The sequence below is a fragment of the Pandoraea sputorum genome, from assembly GCF_000814845.2.
Lineage (GTDB): Bacteria > Pseudomonadota > Gammaproteobacteria > Burkholderiales > Burkholderiaceae > Pandoraea > Pandoraea sputorum.
The window spans coordinates 2,610,940-2,625,937 of sequence record NZ_CP010431.2 but is presented as its reverse complement, the minus strand read 5'-3'; the positions used below and the strand labels follow the sequence as shown (position 1 = coordinate 2,625,937).

General features: G+C 62.1%; 14 protein-coding genes. 8 read left to right on the top strand and 6 right to left on the bottom strand.

Annotated elements, in window-relative coordinates:
* Window positions 1–23 precede the first annotated feature (23 nt).
* The gene (locus NA29_RS11615) at window positions 24–479 is read right to left on the bottom strand and encodes a MerR family transcriptional regulator (protein WP_039398307.1); all 456 of its coding nucleotides are present in this window, start codon (window positions 477–479) and stop codon (window positions 24–26) included.
* Between the two features lie 92 nt (window positions 480–571).
* Here NA29_RS11615 and NA29_RS11610 point away from each other — a divergent pair, with 92 nt between their 5' ends.
* The gene (locus NA29_RS11610; protein ID WP_039398305.1) at window positions 572–1,819 is read left to right on the top strand and encodes an NADH:flavin oxidoreductase/NADH oxidase family protein; all 1,248 of its coding nucleotides are present in this window, start codon (window positions 572–574) and stop codon (window positions 1,817–1,819) included.
* 46 nt (window positions 1,820–1,865) lie between these two features.
* Here the strand turns inward: NA29_RS11610 and NA29_RS11605 are convergent, their stop codons facing one another.
* Complete coding sequence (locus NA29_RS11605) at window positions 1,866–2,258, bottom strand: carboxymuconolactone decarboxylase family protein (RefSeq protein ID WP_039398304.1); 393 nt, start codon at window positions 2,256–2,258, stop codon at window positions 1,866–1,868.
* Window positions 2,259–2,454: 196 nt separating this feature from the next.
* Between NA29_RS11605 and NA29_RS11600 the strand changes: the two genes are divergently transcribed.
* Window positions 2,455–3,072, top strand: a complete 618-nt coding sequence (locus NA29_RS11600) for a nitroreductase family protein (protein ID WP_039398302.1) — start codon at window positions 2,455–2,457, stop codon at window positions 3,070–3,072.
* A gap of 6 nt (window positions 3,073–3,078) precedes the next feature.
* On the opposite strand, the gene NA29_RS26495 is transcribed toward NA29_RS11600, so the two are convergent.
* The 3 genes from NA29_RS26495 to NA29_RS11590 form a co-directional block, all read right to left on the bottom strand.
* The gene (locus NA29_RS26495; RefSeq protein ID WP_072633259.1) at window positions 3,079–4,617 is read right to left on the bottom strand and encodes a methyl-accepting chemotaxis protein; all 1,539 of its coding nucleotides are present in this window, start codon (window positions 4,615–4,617) and stop codon (window positions 3,079–3,081) included.
* Between the two features lie 208 nt (window positions 4,618–4,825).
* Entirely contained in the window at window positions 4,826–4,954 is a 129-nt protein-coding gene (locus tag NA29_RS26310) for a hypothetical protein (RefSeq protein WP_257125724.1), read from the bottom strand.
* 214 nt (window positions 4,955–5,168) lie between these two features.
* Window positions 5,169–6,059, bottom strand: a complete 891-nt coding sequence (locus tag NA29_RS11590; protein ID WP_072633258.1) for a LysR substrate-binding domain-containing protein — start codon at window positions 6,057–6,059, stop codon at window positions 5,169–5,171.
* Between the two features lie 102 nt (window positions 6,060–6,161).
* Between NA29_RS11590 and NA29_RS11585 the strand changes: the two genes are divergently transcribed.
* Complete coding sequence (locus tag NA29_RS11585) at window positions 6,162–7,463, top strand: aspartate aminotransferase family protein (protein WP_039398298.1); 1,302 nt, start codon at window positions 6,162–6,164, stop codon at window positions 7,461–7,463.
* An 88-nt stretch (window positions 7,464–7,551) separates the two neighbouring features.
* On the opposite strand, the gene NA29_RS11580 is transcribed toward NA29_RS11585, so the two are convergent.
* Window positions 7,552–8,457 carry an alpha/beta hydrolase gene (locus NA29_RS11580; RefSeq protein WP_039398295.1) on the bottom strand — a complete coding sequence of 302 codons (906 nt, stop codon included), beginning with the start codon at window positions 8,455–8,457 and terminating at the stop codon, window positions 7,552–7,554.
* Between the two features lie 264 nt (window positions 8,458–8,721).
* Here NA29_RS11580 and NA29_RS11575 point away from each other — a divergent pair, with 264 nt between their 5' ends.
* The 5 genes from NA29_RS11575 to NA29_RS11555 all read left to right on the top strand — a co-directional run bounded on the left by NA29_RS11575 (window position 8,722) and on the right by NA29_RS11555 (window position 14,970).
* A complete protein-coding gene (locus NA29_RS11575; RefSeq protein WP_039398293.1) occupies window positions 8,722–9,135 on the top strand; it encodes a hypothetical protein in 414 nt (137 codons plus the stop codon).
* 225 nt (window positions 9,136–9,360) lie between these two features.
* Complete coding sequence (locus NA29_RS11570) at window positions 9,361–10,902, top strand: glycosyltransferase family 39 protein (protein WP_052252854.1); 1,542 nt, start codon at window positions 9,361–9,363, stop codon at window positions 10,900–10,902.
* Window positions 10,903–11,004: 102 nt separating this feature from the next.
* Entirely contained in the window at window positions 11,005–11,991 is a 987-nt protein-coding gene (locus NA29_RS11565; RefSeq protein WP_039398291.1) for a sulfonate ABC transporter substrate-binding protein, read from the top strand.
* A gap of 272 nt (window positions 11,992–12,263) precedes the next feature.
* Complete coding sequence (locus tag NA29_RS11560) at window positions 12,264–12,662, top strand: hypothetical protein (RefSeq protein WP_052252853.1); 399 nt, start codon at window positions 12,264–12,266, stop codon at window positions 12,660–12,662.
* Between the two features lie 97 nt (window positions 12,663–12,759).
* Window positions 12,760–14,970: a TonB-dependent receptor gene (locus NA29_RS11555; protein WP_052252852.1), complete on the top strand. Its 2,211-nt coding sequence runs from the start codon at window positions 12,760–12,762 to the stop codon at window positions 14,968–14,970.
* Window positions 14,971–14,998 lie beyond the last annotated feature (28 nt).

Genomic DNA, 14,998 nt, shown 5'->3' with positions numbered 1-14,998 from the left:
ATACGTCGTGGCTGTCGGGCGCGTCAGGCGCGCTTTTTGACCGGGGCGCGCCGGGACGCAGGCTCAGCACTGTCTTCGGCCCGGCGCACCGACGTCAGCACACGTTGCGACGCGGCCCGGCAGTCTTCCCCTTCCTCGCGATGTTCGATGGCATCGATTACCGCCTTCAGATTTTGCTTCGATAGCGCCAGATTCCGTTCCAGCGCCTCGATCTCGTCCACCTTGCGGCGTAGCACGTCAAGCAATTTGTCGTGTGGCCAGTCGCTGAGATCCGGCGGCAGGATCGTGCGGATTTCGTCCAACGAAAATCCGGCGTTTTGCGCGCGCCGAATTAAATCGAGACGCGTCAGTGCCTCGCCGTCGTACTCGCGATAGCCATTGATCTGTCGCAGCGCATTGGGCAGCAGGCCCTGCGCTTCGTAAAAGCGGATTCGCGACGCCGCCACGCCACTCACCCGCGCCAACTCTCCGATTTTCATTTTCACGCTCCAGGCACTTGACATTAAAGTGAACTTTAAGGTTATGGTCGTGCCATCGTCAACTGAAGATTCGAGGTACGGCCATGTCCACCATGTCGCTCTTTGCTCCACTTGCCTTGCCGAACGGCACGTCGATCCCCAACCGCATTGCCAAGGCGGCGATGGAAGAAAACATGGCGGACGCCGATCACGCGCCGTCCGACGAACTGCTTCGCCTGTACGACGCGTGGGGTCGAGGGGGTGCTGGCCTGATCATCACCGGCAACGTCATGATCGACGCGCGAGCGATGACCGGTCCGGGCGGCGTGGTGCTGGAAAACGACGCGCATCTCGAACGCTTCCGACAATGGGCGCTGGCGGCGCGGCAGCATGGCGCGCAGATCTGGATGCAGCTCAATCACCCGGGTCGCCAAATGCAGTCCGCGCTGGGTCAGGCCACCGTCGCACCGTCTGCGGTCGCCCTTGAACTCGGGAGCTTCTCGAAGCGCTTCGCGATGCCCAGAGAATTGACGGAGACGGATATCGCGGAGGTCATTGCACGTTTCACCCAAAGCGCGCTGCTCGCCGAGCGCAGCGGTTTTACTGGCGTAGAGATTCACGCAGCGCATGGGTATCTGCTCAGTCAGTTCCTCTCGCCGCTGACGAACAAGCGTCAGGATCGCTGGGGCGGAAGTCTCGAGAATCGCGCCCGCTTGCTGCTCGACATCGTGCGGTCCGTGCGTGCGGCTGTCGCGACCGACTTCGCGGTGGCCGTCAAACTGAATTCGGCCGATTTCCAACGTGGCGGATTCGGGCCGGACGACGCACGTCGCGTTATTCAGATGCTCGGCGCGCTGGGCGTCGACCTCGTGGAACTCTCAGGCGGCAGCTATGAAGCGCCCGCGATGCAGGGCGAATCGCGCGACGGACGGACGCTCGCACGCGAGGCCTATTTTCTGGAATTCGCACGCGAAATGATTGGCGTGGCGACGATGCCACTGATGGTGACGGGCGGCATTCGCCGTCGGACGGTTGCGGACCAGGTGATCGCGAGCGGTGTAGCGATGGTGGGCATGGCGACGGCACTCTCCATCGATCCCGAATTGCCGAATCGCTGGCGTCTGGGGCAGCCGTCGGAGCCGCAACTCAAGCCGATTCGCTGGAAGAACAAGATGCTGGGGTCGATGGCGAACATGGCCGTCGTCAAGTTTCAGCTCATGCGCCTGAGTACCGGCCGGGTGACGAACCCGACCGTCTCACCCATGCGAGCGCTGATCGCCCAGCAACTTGGCGCGGCATGTCAGACGCGCCGCTACCGCCGCTGGATGGCGCGGGACACGACTCGCAATTTGGCGCGCTGAACGTCGCCTGAACGTCGCGCGAATGTCGACGTCGCTGCCAAGTCGCCTACTCGAAGGCCGGATCGATCGGCACCCGGTAGCCGACGGCGAGCCGGTTGGTTTCGTTGGCCATGCCCACGACGGCCAGCAGTTCGCCGAACATCTCGTCGGTCATCCCCGCACGACGCGCGCCTGCAGTGTGACTCGCAACGCAATATCCGCAATTGTTCGTAACGCTGACCGCGACGTAGATCAGCTCCTTGACCAGCGGATCGAGCGCGCCATCGGCCATGATGTCCTTCAGACTGCCCCAGGTCCGCGCTAAGGTCGGCGGATGTTGTGCGATGTACTTCCAGAAGTTGTTGACGTCGGGGACGCCCCGCGTCGCTTTGATGTCGTCGAAGACGGCTTTGACTTCAGGTGTTGCGCAAACGTATTCGACAGGCTTTTGCTGGCTCATGGATGACGTGCGCCGGACAGGCGTGTGAGGAAGTGAACGCGTAGGTTACAAGCTTTCGCGGAATAACGCCGTCCTACCGAGGCATGAAACGCCTCGCCATCCAAGGGAGTACTCGGCAATATTGCAAATGAGAATCATTTTGCATTTTTTACGTAGATAGCGGATGATGGGGTTCCATTTCTGGAGAATCCCCCCGATGGGTACGACCCCTGAATTCTCGCCGCCGGATGTGGCTTCGCGGCAATTGGCTCTCGAAGCACTGCTCTCGCGACAGTCCCAATGGCCGCTCGCAGCGCCAGCGCCCAGCGATACCGAACTGAATCTGATTTTCGATGCTGCGCTACGTGCCCCCGATCACGGACGTCTGCGTCCGTGGCGTTTCGTGGTCGTGCGCGATGACGCCCGTCACGATCTGGGACAAGCGCTCGTCGAAGCCGCCGCCAGCCGCGATCCGGAAGCGCCTGCCGAGGCGCACGAGCAGCGCCGTCGCAAAGCCTTTGCGGCACCCATGATCATCGTCATTGCGGCGTCTATTTCGACGGCGACGAAAGTGCCGGAAATCGAACAACTCCTCAGCGTGGGCGCAGCCAGCATGAATCTGCTGAACGCCATCCATATGCTGGGTTACGGCGGTTTCTGGGCCACCGGCGTCGACGCCTACGACCCCGACATCCATAGCATTCTCGACTTTGAACCGAACGAACGAGTGCTCGGTTTCCTCTTCGTCGGTACGCCGCCTGAGAACCCGGAAGTCACGCCCCGCCCGGACCGCGGCGACTTCGTGCGCGAATGGTGGGGGCGTTCGTCGATCTGATTCGGCTTACGCCAGACGGAACACCGCGACGGCGGACTTCAGCGATTCGGCCTGTTCGGCCAGCGATTGGGCCGCCGCCGACGCCTGCTCGACCAGTGCCGCGTTCTGCTGCGTGACCTCGTCCATTTGCGTCACGGCTCGTGCCACCTGATCGATGCCTGCCGTCTGCTCTTCCGACGCGGCCGAAATCTCCGCCATGATGTCTGTCACGCGTTGCACGCTGTTCGCAATGCTGCTCATCGCCGCGCCTGCCTCACCCACGATGCGGCTGCCCGCCGCCGAGCGCTCGGCCGACGTCTCGATGAGCGTCTTGATATCGCGCGCCGCACTTGCCGAGCGCTGTGCCAGCGTACGCACTTCACCGGCGACGACCGCAAACCCACGCCCCTGCTCCCCCGCACGCGCTGCTTCGACGGCTGCATTCAGGGCGAGGATGTTGGTCTGGAATGCGATGCCGTCGATCAGCGCAATGATGTCGCGAATCCGTGCCGACCCCGCATCGATGGCGCGCATGGTTTCCGTAACCTCGGTCATTGCGGTGTCGCCCGCCCCCGTCTGGTCGCTCGCCTGTCGCGCCAGTTGGTTCGCCTGACGCGCATGCTCCATGTTCTGACGCACTGTGCTGGTCAGTTGCTCCATGCTCGCCGCCGTCTCCTCCAGCGAGGCCGCTTGCTGCTCAGTGCGGGCCGACAGATCCAGATTGCCCGCAGCAATCTCACGCGCGCTGGCCGCAATCGCTTCGCCGCTCTTGCGCACGCGGGAGACTGTATCGTTGAGCTGCGTCTTCATATTGGCGAGTGCGCCCAGTAAGCGGCCCATCTCGTCGGTCGACGTTGCATGCACGGCGCGTTGCAGATTCCCGTCAGCGATTTCCTGGAAGTGTTCGAGGACATCGTCAAGCGGTCGCGTGATCGCACGATTGAGCGAGCGCGCCGTCAGGAAGGCCGCGATAATCGCAAACGCAATCGCGCCGAGGGTCACGACAAACAAGCGATCGTAGGTCGACACCGCCGAATCGAAGCTGGACTTTGCCCGCTCGTCGTAAAGCTTCTTGAGCGCTTCGTTAGCGTTGACGTACGACGTGTAACGCTTGCCCAGCACCGCCGCCTGCTCGTAGTAGACGTCGGTCTGTCCGGCAGCAATGCTGTTCTGGATCAACGTGAAAGCGTCCTTGAGCGCCTGGCGGGTACCGGTCACGTCTTTCGCAAGACGTTGTTCTTCGGCGTCCGACGGCAACGCCAGGTAGGCCTGCCATGCCTTCTCCGACTCACCCCAGTACTCGGCGCCCTTCTTGACGTCAGCCGCCTTGATCTCTTCAGACGGCGCTTGCGGTGCACGCAGCACGACAGCGCGCGCGCGGCCGATATGAATTTCCGATTCGCCCAGTAAACGGGTGCTCGCCAGTTCCTTGTCGTAGACCTCGCGCAAGCTCCCCACGGTGTCGCGCAATCCAATGAGCGCCAGCCCACCGATGATCAGCACAAGGGCTGCCAGACCAGCCACGGCCATCCGCAACCGCCAACGAATCGTCCAATTTTTCAACATTTGCGCTTCCGCCTTTCTTTCCATTTTGTGGCCACCGAGAGCGGCCGCCACCGTCTGCCACCCGGCACGATACCCGTACCTTCATGACAGCGTTAGCGGCTCCAACGGCGAGAAGGCGGAAAACTTGAGATAGCGCGTCAAGCACGGCCTCATTTCGGCGAATTGGCACCAAAACGAGGCATGAACGGATTCGCGCGGCGTGAATGACTTACAGCGCGCGCTTGACGGTGCGCGCCGCGCCCGAAATGTCCTGACCGACGCCGTCGACCGTGTTGCAACCCGCCAGTGCAAACAGCGAACCGATTACCAGAGAAAACGCCACGAAACGCGCCAACATATCGACCTCGATACAAAAAATCGCAAAAACTTGCGAAGACTGCATTACCCCGGATCTCTGGCCATCGATGCCCCCAATGCACAGAACCCGGATTCTTTTGACTGACTGTTGCGCCTGCCCGGGACTTGGCCCGTTCGTCTGCGCAACGCGCAATTGTGCTTGAAATTCGCCTCCACGGGAACGTGCAACGACGCTCTGTCGATGCACATCAGCCTTACATCACTGCCAGCGTCTGCCTAATCTGATCGGCGAACGCCACGCTCAGGTGACTGGGACGCGCGCGATCGAACTTTACCGTAATCCCTACGGACGGCAACGTCGGCAAGGTATCAGCTGTAACAATGCGTAAGTCCGGTGGCACTGCCGTTTGCGTCATCACCGCGAACGCCTGTCCGGAGCGTGCGAGCGCCGTAAGTCCTGCCAGATTGCTACTCGCGTAGGCAATCCGGTACGCCCGTCCGGCCTTCGAGAGCGCATCGCATGCCGCAATGTGGTCCAGCGTGTCGGAATCGGAGAGCGCCAGCGGCAAGGGTTCGTCCGGGTTCGAGAGCACCCCGTCGAGCCCCGGACTCCCGATCCAGACCAATGCTTCGCGCCGGATCACATTGGGCGTGTCCACGCCGTCGGGCAACGAAATAAGGGCAAGATCGAGCGCGTGACGCGATAACTGTTCCAGCAATCTCGGTGTCGGCTCGCAAATCACCTCGACTTGCGCATGCGGATGCACCACCGCGAACTCGCGCAGCAGATGGGGTAGGAACGCAGCGGCATAGTCATCCGGACAGCCGAACCGGATCGTCCCGCTCAGCCCGCGCCCCGACATGTCGGCCATCGCCTCGTCGTGTGCGCGAAGAATGCGTTGCGCGTGACCGAGCAGACGCTCGCCGGAGCCGGTCAGCACCACGCCGCGCCCTGTGCGCTGAAACAACGGCTGCTCGACGATCTCCTCCAGGCGTTTCATCTGCTGACTCAGCGCCGACTGCGTTCGGGCGATGCGCTGCGCGGCGCGACTGAGCGAACCGGCTTGTGCAATGGCCGTGAACGAGCGCAGCAAATCGATTTCCAGTGTCGCGCTCACGATATTAGTCTCACTACTATCTCTCATTAGCATTATTCGCTTTTATGAAAGCAGAGCGCTGCTTAGACTGCAAGCGAGTGTTGCGCCTCCCGTTGCTTTTCGTCCAATGCCCTTCCTCGGAGATTTTCCGTGTCAAAGAACCAAGACGCCGAATTCTGGCGCAATGCCCGCGAGCATCTGATCCGCTACGGCGGCACCTTCGAGCCGATGATCGTCGAGCGCGCCCAGGGCAGCTTCGTCTACGACGCCGACGGGCGCGCGATCCTCGACTTCACCTCCGGGCAGATGAGCGCCGTGCTCGGCCACAGCCATCCGGACATCGTCTCGGTGGTGACGGAATCTATCGGCAAGCTCGACCACCTGTTCAGCGGCATGCTTTCGCGTCCAGTCGTGGATCTGGCCACCCGGCTGGCCGAGATCACCCCCGAGGGACTGGACCGCGTGATGTTGCTGAGCACTGGCGCGGAGTCGAACGAGGCGGCCATCCGCATGGCCAAGCTCGTCACCGGCAAGTACGAAGTTGTAGGTTTTGCACAGTCTTGGCATGGGATGACGGGCGCAGCCGCGTCCGCAACCTACAGTGCGGGACGCAAAGGCGTCGGCCCGGCGGCCGTGGGCTCGTTTGCCATTCCCGCGCCGTTCACGTACCGTCCGCGCTTCGGCCCTGCCGGTCAATATGACTACCTCGCCGAACTGGATTACGCCTTCGATCTGATCGATCGTCAGTCGAGCGGCAATCTGGCCGCGTTCATCGCAGAACCGATCCTGAGTTCCGGCGGCATCATCGAACTTCCACCCGGCTACCTCGCCGCCTTGAAGCGCAAGTGCGAGGAGCGCGGCATGTTGCTGATTCTCGACGAAGCGCAGACCGGCATCGGACGCACCGGCACCATGTTCGCGTTCGAACGCGACGGCGTGACGCCCGACATTCTGACCCTCTCGAAGACGCTCGGTGCGGGCCTTCCGCTCGCAGCCATCGTGACGTCGGCGCAAATCGAGGAGCGCGCCCACGAACGCGGCTATCTGTTCTACACGACCCACGTTTCCGACCCGCTACCGGCGGCTGTCGGCTTGCGCGTGCTCGACGTGGTGGCGCGCGACGGACTCGTCGCCCGCGCCAACGTGATGGGTGAGCGGCTGCGCAACGGCTTGTTGGGATTGATGGAGCGCTTCGATTGCGTGGGCGACGTTCGCGGACGCGGCTTGCTGCTCGGTATGGAGATTGTGAAGGACCGACGCACCAAAGCGCCCGCTGACGGCCTCGGCGCGAAGATCACGCGTGAATGCATGAACCTAGGTCTGAGCATGAACATTGTGCAGTTGCCCGGCATGGGCGGCGTGTTCCGTATCGCGCCGCCGCTGACCGTCAGCGACGAAGAAGTCGATCTGGGACTGTCGTTGCTCGGACAGGCAATCGAGCGTTCACTGTAGTCGACACCGTGGTTTCAAAACGATCGGCCCCTCGGTCGCATGGATTCGAGGGGCCGGGGTTGAATCACGTCAACCGCTGGATCAGACGTCAGTCATTGCGCTGCGGACGCTGAACATCGCGGAAGATGTACTTCAGCGCGTCGGGCAGCGTGCTCGCCCAGACCGGCCACTCATGCTTGCCGTCCACGATGCGCAACTCCGCCGGTTGCTTGTTCGCACGCAGCAACTCATAGAAGCGCGTGGCCTCCATCTCGATGTTGAAATCGTCGTCATCGCCCGAGTTGATGTACATCGGCACCTTGATCCCCTTCTTCAGGAACTCGTCGAAGTACGCCGGGTAGTTGTTCTGCTGCCAGACTCGCGCGCTGTACTCGCCGTTCGTGTTCGGTTCGGCGAACACCTTTACAAAGCGAGCCGAAGAGTCCTTCGGCGGCTCCGGATTGTAGATGGCCGGACTCATGAGCGCAGCCGCCTTGAACTTCTCCGGATACTTGAGTGCGTAACGCATTGCACCGTACCCGCCCATCGACAGGCCGCCGATCAGACGTCCGTCGCGCGTCTTGATCGCCCGATACGTCTTCTCGACGTGCGGAATCAACTCGCTGAAGAATGCCGTTTCCATGCGCTCCTTCAGATCCACGTACCAGTTGGTATCGGCGTCCGGCATGATCACGATGGCAGGCGGAATGTCGCCGTGGCCGATCAGCTTGTCCATGGTCGACTGCATGTGGCCCTTGACCGCCCAGTCGTTCTTCACGCCGTCGTTACCGTGCAGCAGATACAGCACGGGGTACGTCGTCTTGCCGCTGGCTTCGTAGCCCGTCGGGAGGTAGACGTTGTAGGTCAGCGGGCGCGACAGATTCTTGCTGTAGACCTCGCTCGACAACACCTCGCTCGCGTGCGCCGGGGCACCGAGCAATGCTGCCGCGGCCATCAAACCCGACGCAAACTTCGGCAACTGTCGGGTCAGACGCCCACCTTGTTGACGGAACATTTCGAACACATACCCTCCTGATGTCAATCGATGTCTAGTGAATCGCTAGTTATGCATAACATCCGCCTTCGAGGACGGACGCGCAAAAGATTAACATCTGAAGTTAATTTCGGGGCAGCGAATATCAGGGATTCGATGGGCGGCGGCGATGAGCCATGTTTCATTTTCCCGGGTGCGCTACCATGGCGAACACCGTCGCACCGTGCCTCCCCGACGATGCAAGATCAGGCACGATGACGGCCAGACGCCACTTCAATAGTCCCCATGACCGATCTTCCTTACCTCGATCACACCGCTTTCGCTGACCTCGCCGCTCGCGCCGAATCGTCCGCCACCCTTTCCACCGATTGCCAATGCACCCGGACGCCGCTCGACGGATGGGCGAGCCTGCCCAACTCGTTGCCCGATGCGCAGCTCGAAGTCGTCGGCACGCTGTTCGCGCCAAATGAGCCTGAACCGACGTTCAGCGAGTATCACCCTGACGGCACGTCCTACTGGGCAACGAACGCGCCCATCGCGCCGCGCTACTTTCCCTACAACCGCGCGAACGTCTGCCGGTGCCGCGACTGCGGTCGGCTTTATCTGCGCTATCAGGAAGGCGGTGGGTATTTTGTCGATCAGCGCATCCGTCAGGTGAACGCGGCACTGATCGTTGACGCACCGCTCGAAAACGGCTGACGAGCGACGTCGTCGAGCGGCAATTTGTTGTCGTCCTTTTTCATTCGTTTTGTTTTGTTGACGTTTGTGAACAAGCTTGACTAAAAACGGCCCACAGCACACGGTCACGACGCCAAAAACCCTAACAAAAACAACAACATACATCGCAATTCATCAGTACTTTCTTTGATTCGGATTGCAAAATAACGTGAAGAACATGCGCGCGTTCGCCCGGTCGAAGCGCGCATGCAAAATCACGTCGCCCCCTCCACTTCGCCGACCGATGCGCCGGTGCGTCGCACGATCACGTTGCGAACACTCTTCAGCCGCGCGGCCGTCGCCGTTCAGTTTTCGCCATCGCTCTATGTGACGGTGTACGCCATCGTCTGGACGCTCACGAGCGCAGCCCTCGATCCCACCGTACCTTTCGACGCCGTCGAGGCCCTGAACTGGGCGCGCAATGCAGAATGGGGAACACCGAAGAACCCTTGGCTGGTCGGGTTCTCGATGTGGCCAGCGTTAGCGTTAGGGCTTAACGGCGAAGCGCTTGCGTTCTATTGGTACGCGTCGCACTTCGCCGTGGTTGCCGTGGGTATGCTGGGGGTCTGGCATCTGGCCAACCGGTTATCGGGGGACGAGCGTCTCGCCTGGCTTGCCATGCTGAGTCTGCACCTGACGGGGGCGATCAACATCGACATCCTCCCGTACAACGACAACTATCTTCTAGTCATGCTCTGGCCGTGGATGCTCTGGCTTTTCGTGCGCGCGATGTTCGATTCGCCAAGGTTCTGGTTCGCGTTCGGCGTCATCGCCGGTCTGGCCGCCATGACCAAGTATTCGACGTTCGCACTGCTGGGTGGGATGTTTGTCATGACGCTGAGGACACCTGACACGCGCCGCCATTACCGTCACCCGGCCCTTCTGCTCGGGCTGCTCGTCTTCTTCGGCCTGATTGCGCCTAACATCCTTTGGCTTTTACAGCACGATTTCGCAGCGGTGCGCTGGGTCGACGACCAGATCCATCAACGGCTGAATTGGCGCGGTCTGCGCGGCGCACTCACGGCGTTCTATCCTGTGGCGACGCTCGCATTCGTCATGCATCTGGCGGGGCTTCGCTTCAGGCGTCCGGCCGCGCCGAGCTGGGTCGTTACGGTCACAGTACTTACGCCACTGCTGCCCATCCTCGTGTATTTCACCCTGCACGAAGGCGGACGCATCTCCGAATGGCTGCAACCGTTCGCCGTGCCGCTTCCCGCGCTACTCGTCGCGTGCGTGGTACCGATCACGGCAAAGCGCGCCCCGCGAATTTCACGCTGGTTGCCCGTCGTGGGGCTGACGGTGTGGATCGGCTATGCGACGGTGCTGGGCCTGAACCTGCGTAACACCGGAGAGAAGTTCGCCGGAATCAAGGCCGCGAGCATCGCCCTTGAACAGCGCTGGCAGGCACGCTATCACGCACCACTGGCTTACGTCGGCAACGACCATCTCGCCACGTGGCTGACGTTCTATGCGCCGGGCGAGCCGCGCCTGCTCACCCGCTGGTCGGAGAAGAAGCGTCCCAACATCTACACAAATGACCTCGACGAAGTGGAGGTCCGCGCCCGAGGGGCGATCTTGCTCGGCCACCCCGGCCGGTCGTGTCGACGCGCCAGCTTCGCGAACACGCTCGCCCTCTGGCCGTCGCTGACCATCGACGCCCGCGAGACGCTCCCGTTCTCGTACCACGGCGGCAACAAACCCGGCTCGGCAATGCCGCTTTGCGTCGCTTACATTGCACCGCGGCCGTGAATATCTAAAGCAGAATCGCTTCGTTGCCCGCGTGGACCCGGTCCGGATAATTCCTGTGCATCGACCGACATTCATTACAACGCCATTGCACGGGCTACGCTCATGAAACCGCATAACGCCATCTCAGCTATTTCACGCCGTCAGTTCCTTACAGTCCTCAGCGCAGGAGCGGCAGCGGCAGCGCTGCCGTCGTTCCCGGCGCGCGCCGCCTACGAGCCGGGCAAGTTCCGCATCGGCTATCAGAAGGCAGCGAGCACCCTCGTGCTTGCCAAAGCGAATGGCTCGCTGGAGGCGCGGCTCAAGCCGTTGGGCGTGGAAGTCACGTGGGCCGAGTTTGCGGCTGGCCCGCAATTGCTCGAAGCGCTGAATGTCGGCGCAATCGACTTCGGATACGTCGGCGAAGCACCGCCCGTCTTTGCGCAAGCGGCCGGGGCCGACTTCGTCTACAGCGCTTACGAGGTGCCCACTCCCCTCGCCGAGGGCGTCGTCGTGCCCAACAATTCGCCCGTCAAGACGGTGGCCGATCTTCGCGGCAAGCGCGTGGCGTTCAACAAGGGGTCGGATGTCCACTGGTTCCTCGTTGCGTTGCTGCGCAAGCACGGGCTCGATTACGGCGACGTCAGCCCTGTGTTTCTTGCACCCGCCGACGCCCGCGCAGCACTTGAGCGCGGCTCGGTCGACGCCTGGGCCATCTGGGACCCGTTCCTTACTGCCGTGCTCGACCAGAGTCCGGTGCGTCTGCTCGCCAATGCCGAAGGCGCGGCTGACCACCACCAGTTCTTCCTGAGTCAACGGGCCTTCGCGGAAAAACGCGCCGACGTCATCAAAGCAACGCTCGACGCCCTCGGCCAGACGGGGCAGCAAATTCGTGGCGACTATGCCGCAGCCGCCGCGCAACTGGCCCCCGTTCAGGGGCTCGACGCCAAAATTATCGAGAAGGGGCTGCGTCATTACGCCCATGTCTATAAGCCAGTGTCACCATCCGTGCTGGCCGCGCAACAACGGATTGCCGACACGTTCCTGCAACTCAAGCTGATCCCGCGACAAATTCGTGTCGCCGACGCCACCCTGCGTCAGCCGATTGCCTGAAGTCTTGCGCGCCACTTGAACGGACGCCACCACCGGGTGGCTGCCCTCGGTGGCGCGTCGCCCCGCCTCGCGCGGCCTTCCCTCTTCCGCGCTTTCCCGATCTTCCCCGTTCGCCTCCGCCCAGCTTTCCGACTTGGCAAAGCCCCCGCTAATGTGACAGAATTCGCAACTCAGTTGCATTGCAATTGAGTTGCATTTGATTGTGTCGCGATTTGTCGTCCGGTTTGTCGTCCGATTCTCGACGTTCCTCTTTTTCCGCTTCTCGTCGGCTCATGCATCGCCGCTGGCTTCCTTTCTGGCTGATCGTCTGCGTGCTCGTCTCGCAGATGGCCCTTGCACGGCACGTGGTGTTTCACACCGCGTCCGCGCTGGCGGCTACGTCGGTCGCAGCGGTGGAACCTGCGGACGCGCAACGTCAACATGGCGATGTCGGTCGCAGCGGTGGTAATGGTCGTACCGGTCAGCGTTCGGACGACGCAGACGCCGTCTGCGAGCAATGCCTTGCATTCATCGCGGTTGACGTTGCGCTCCCCGCACTGCCCGTCTTCGCTTCGCTCCCGCCGCTGCGCGAGTGGCACTACCCACCGGTTGCGCCGGTGCACGTGCGCTCCGTCTTGCGGGGGCCGACGCGTAATCGCGACCCTCCTCACCCCTCAGTGTCGTTCGCCTGAATCAGAACATTCGCCGTCGCAGGTCGCGACGCGCCAGCGCTGGCGCGTCTGCCACCGGCTGCGCGGCGTCCACACGTCAAGCACACTGAGGTCCGGCATGTCTGCCCGATGGATTCCTTTCGTTCGTCCCACGCATTTTTCGCGCGCCCCACATCTCGTCCGCTTCGCCCGTCATGCCCTCGCGGCGGCAGCGGCGTCGGCCTTCGCGATCAACGCGCACGCCCAATCGACCGCTAGTCCGGGCGACGCCAATGTCGCGCTCTCCGGCACGACCGTCTCCGCCAGGCGGCTCGACGCCGCACGTAACGCGCTCTCGCCCGATACCGGCAGCTCGGTCTACAACTTCGACCACACGGATATCGAGGCACTGCCACTCGGCGCTAACACACCGCTCAATCAGGTGCTCCTGCAAGCGCCGGGCGTTGTGCAGGACTCATACGGCCAGCTGCACGTGCGCGGCGATCACGCGAACCTGCAATACCGCATCGACGGTGTGATCATTCCGGAATCGATCAGCGGATTCGGTCAGGCTATCGATGCGCGCATCGCGTCGCAAATCAATCTGATCACCGGCGCCCTGCCGGCGCAGTTCGGCTATCGCACGGCGGGTATCGTCGACATTCACACCAAAGGCTCGCCCGGCCTCGCCGACGGCACCGCCGACACCGGCGAACCCCCGAAGGCCTTCGGCGGCGAAGTCGGCGTGGTGTTCGGCAGCCATGCCGACCGCGAGGTGAGCACCCAGTTGTACGGCACTAAAGGGGCGCTCAGCTACTACTTCAGCGCGCGGGTTTCGGCCAACGACATGGGAATCGAGAATCCGACGGGCGACCGCAACGCGATTCACGACCATACGAATCAGACGAACGCGTTCGGCATGATGTCGTACCTGCTGAACCCGGATAATCGCGTGTCGTTCATGTTCGGCACCGCGAACAACCGCTTCCAGATTCCGAACCTGCCGGGCGTTGCGCCACAGTTCACGCTGGACAACGGAGCAACGCCCGATTCGTCGAGCCTCAACGCGCACCAACGCGAACTGACCGACTTCCAGGTACTGTCATGGCAAAGCCACGTCTCGCCAAAGCTCGACACTCAGATCTCCCTGTTCCATCGCACCAGCCGCGTCGATTACACACCGGACCCGATCGGCGATCTCGTCTACAACGGCGTGGCTTCGAATATCACGCGCCGCAATGAAGCGTATGGCGTGCAGGCCGACAGCAGCTACAAGCTCACCGACCGCCACACGCTGCGCTTCGGACTGTTCGTGCAGCAGGAGCATTTCAGCGTCGATAACACGTCGAGCGTCTTCCCCGCCGACGACAACGGTCAGCAGACGAGCGGCACGCCGCTGACCATCGTGGACAACGCAAACGACCGGGGTACCACCTACGGCCTGTATCTGCAAGACGAGTGGAAGGCGACCGATCGTCTGACGCTCAACTACGGCGCCCGCTACGATCACGTGAATACCGTGACGAACGAGGGCCAACTGTCGCCACGTCTGGGGCTGACGTACGACCTGACGAGCCGCACGCGTCTGCACGCCGGGTATTCGCGCTACTTCACGCCGCCAGCCACCGAGAAGATCGATACCACCTCGGTCGCGAAATTCCTCAATACGACCAACGCCCTACCCTCCGACGCGAACACCGCCGTGCGCGCCGAACGCTCCGATTACTTCGATCTGGGTGTCTCGCATCAATTGACGTCGGCGATTACTGTCGGGCTGGACGCCTACTATCGACGCGTGAACCATCTGCAAGACGAAGGGCAGTTCGGCAATGCCCTGATCTATTCGACGTTCAACTACGAGAACGGCCGCATTTACGGCGTGGAAGGCACCGTCAACTACCGTCAGGGCAACGTCGGCGCGTACCTTAACGTCGCCCTCTCGCGCGCAATGGGACAGGGCATCGAGACCGGACAGTTCAACTTCGGTGCCGACGAACTGGCCTACATCGCCAATCACTGGGTGCATCTGGATCACGACCAGCAGGTGAGCGCTTCGGCCGGTGTGTCTTATCAGTGGGGCAGAACGCTGCTATCGGCCGATGCGCTGTTCGGCTCGGGGCTGCGCAGCGGGTTCGTCAACAGCGAGCACCTTCCGGCGTACCTTCAGGTCAACCTCGGCGTTGGAGAGAAGTTCAACTTGCCGGGGGTCGGCCGCTTCGATGCAAAGCTGTCGGTCCTGAACGTCTTCGACCGTGTCTACGAATTGCGCGACGGCACCGGCATCGGCGTTGGCGCACCGCAGTTCGGGCCGCGACGCACGTTCTATCTGGCGATGTCGAAGCCGTTCTGACAACGTCCGAACGAAAGCACGCCGCCCT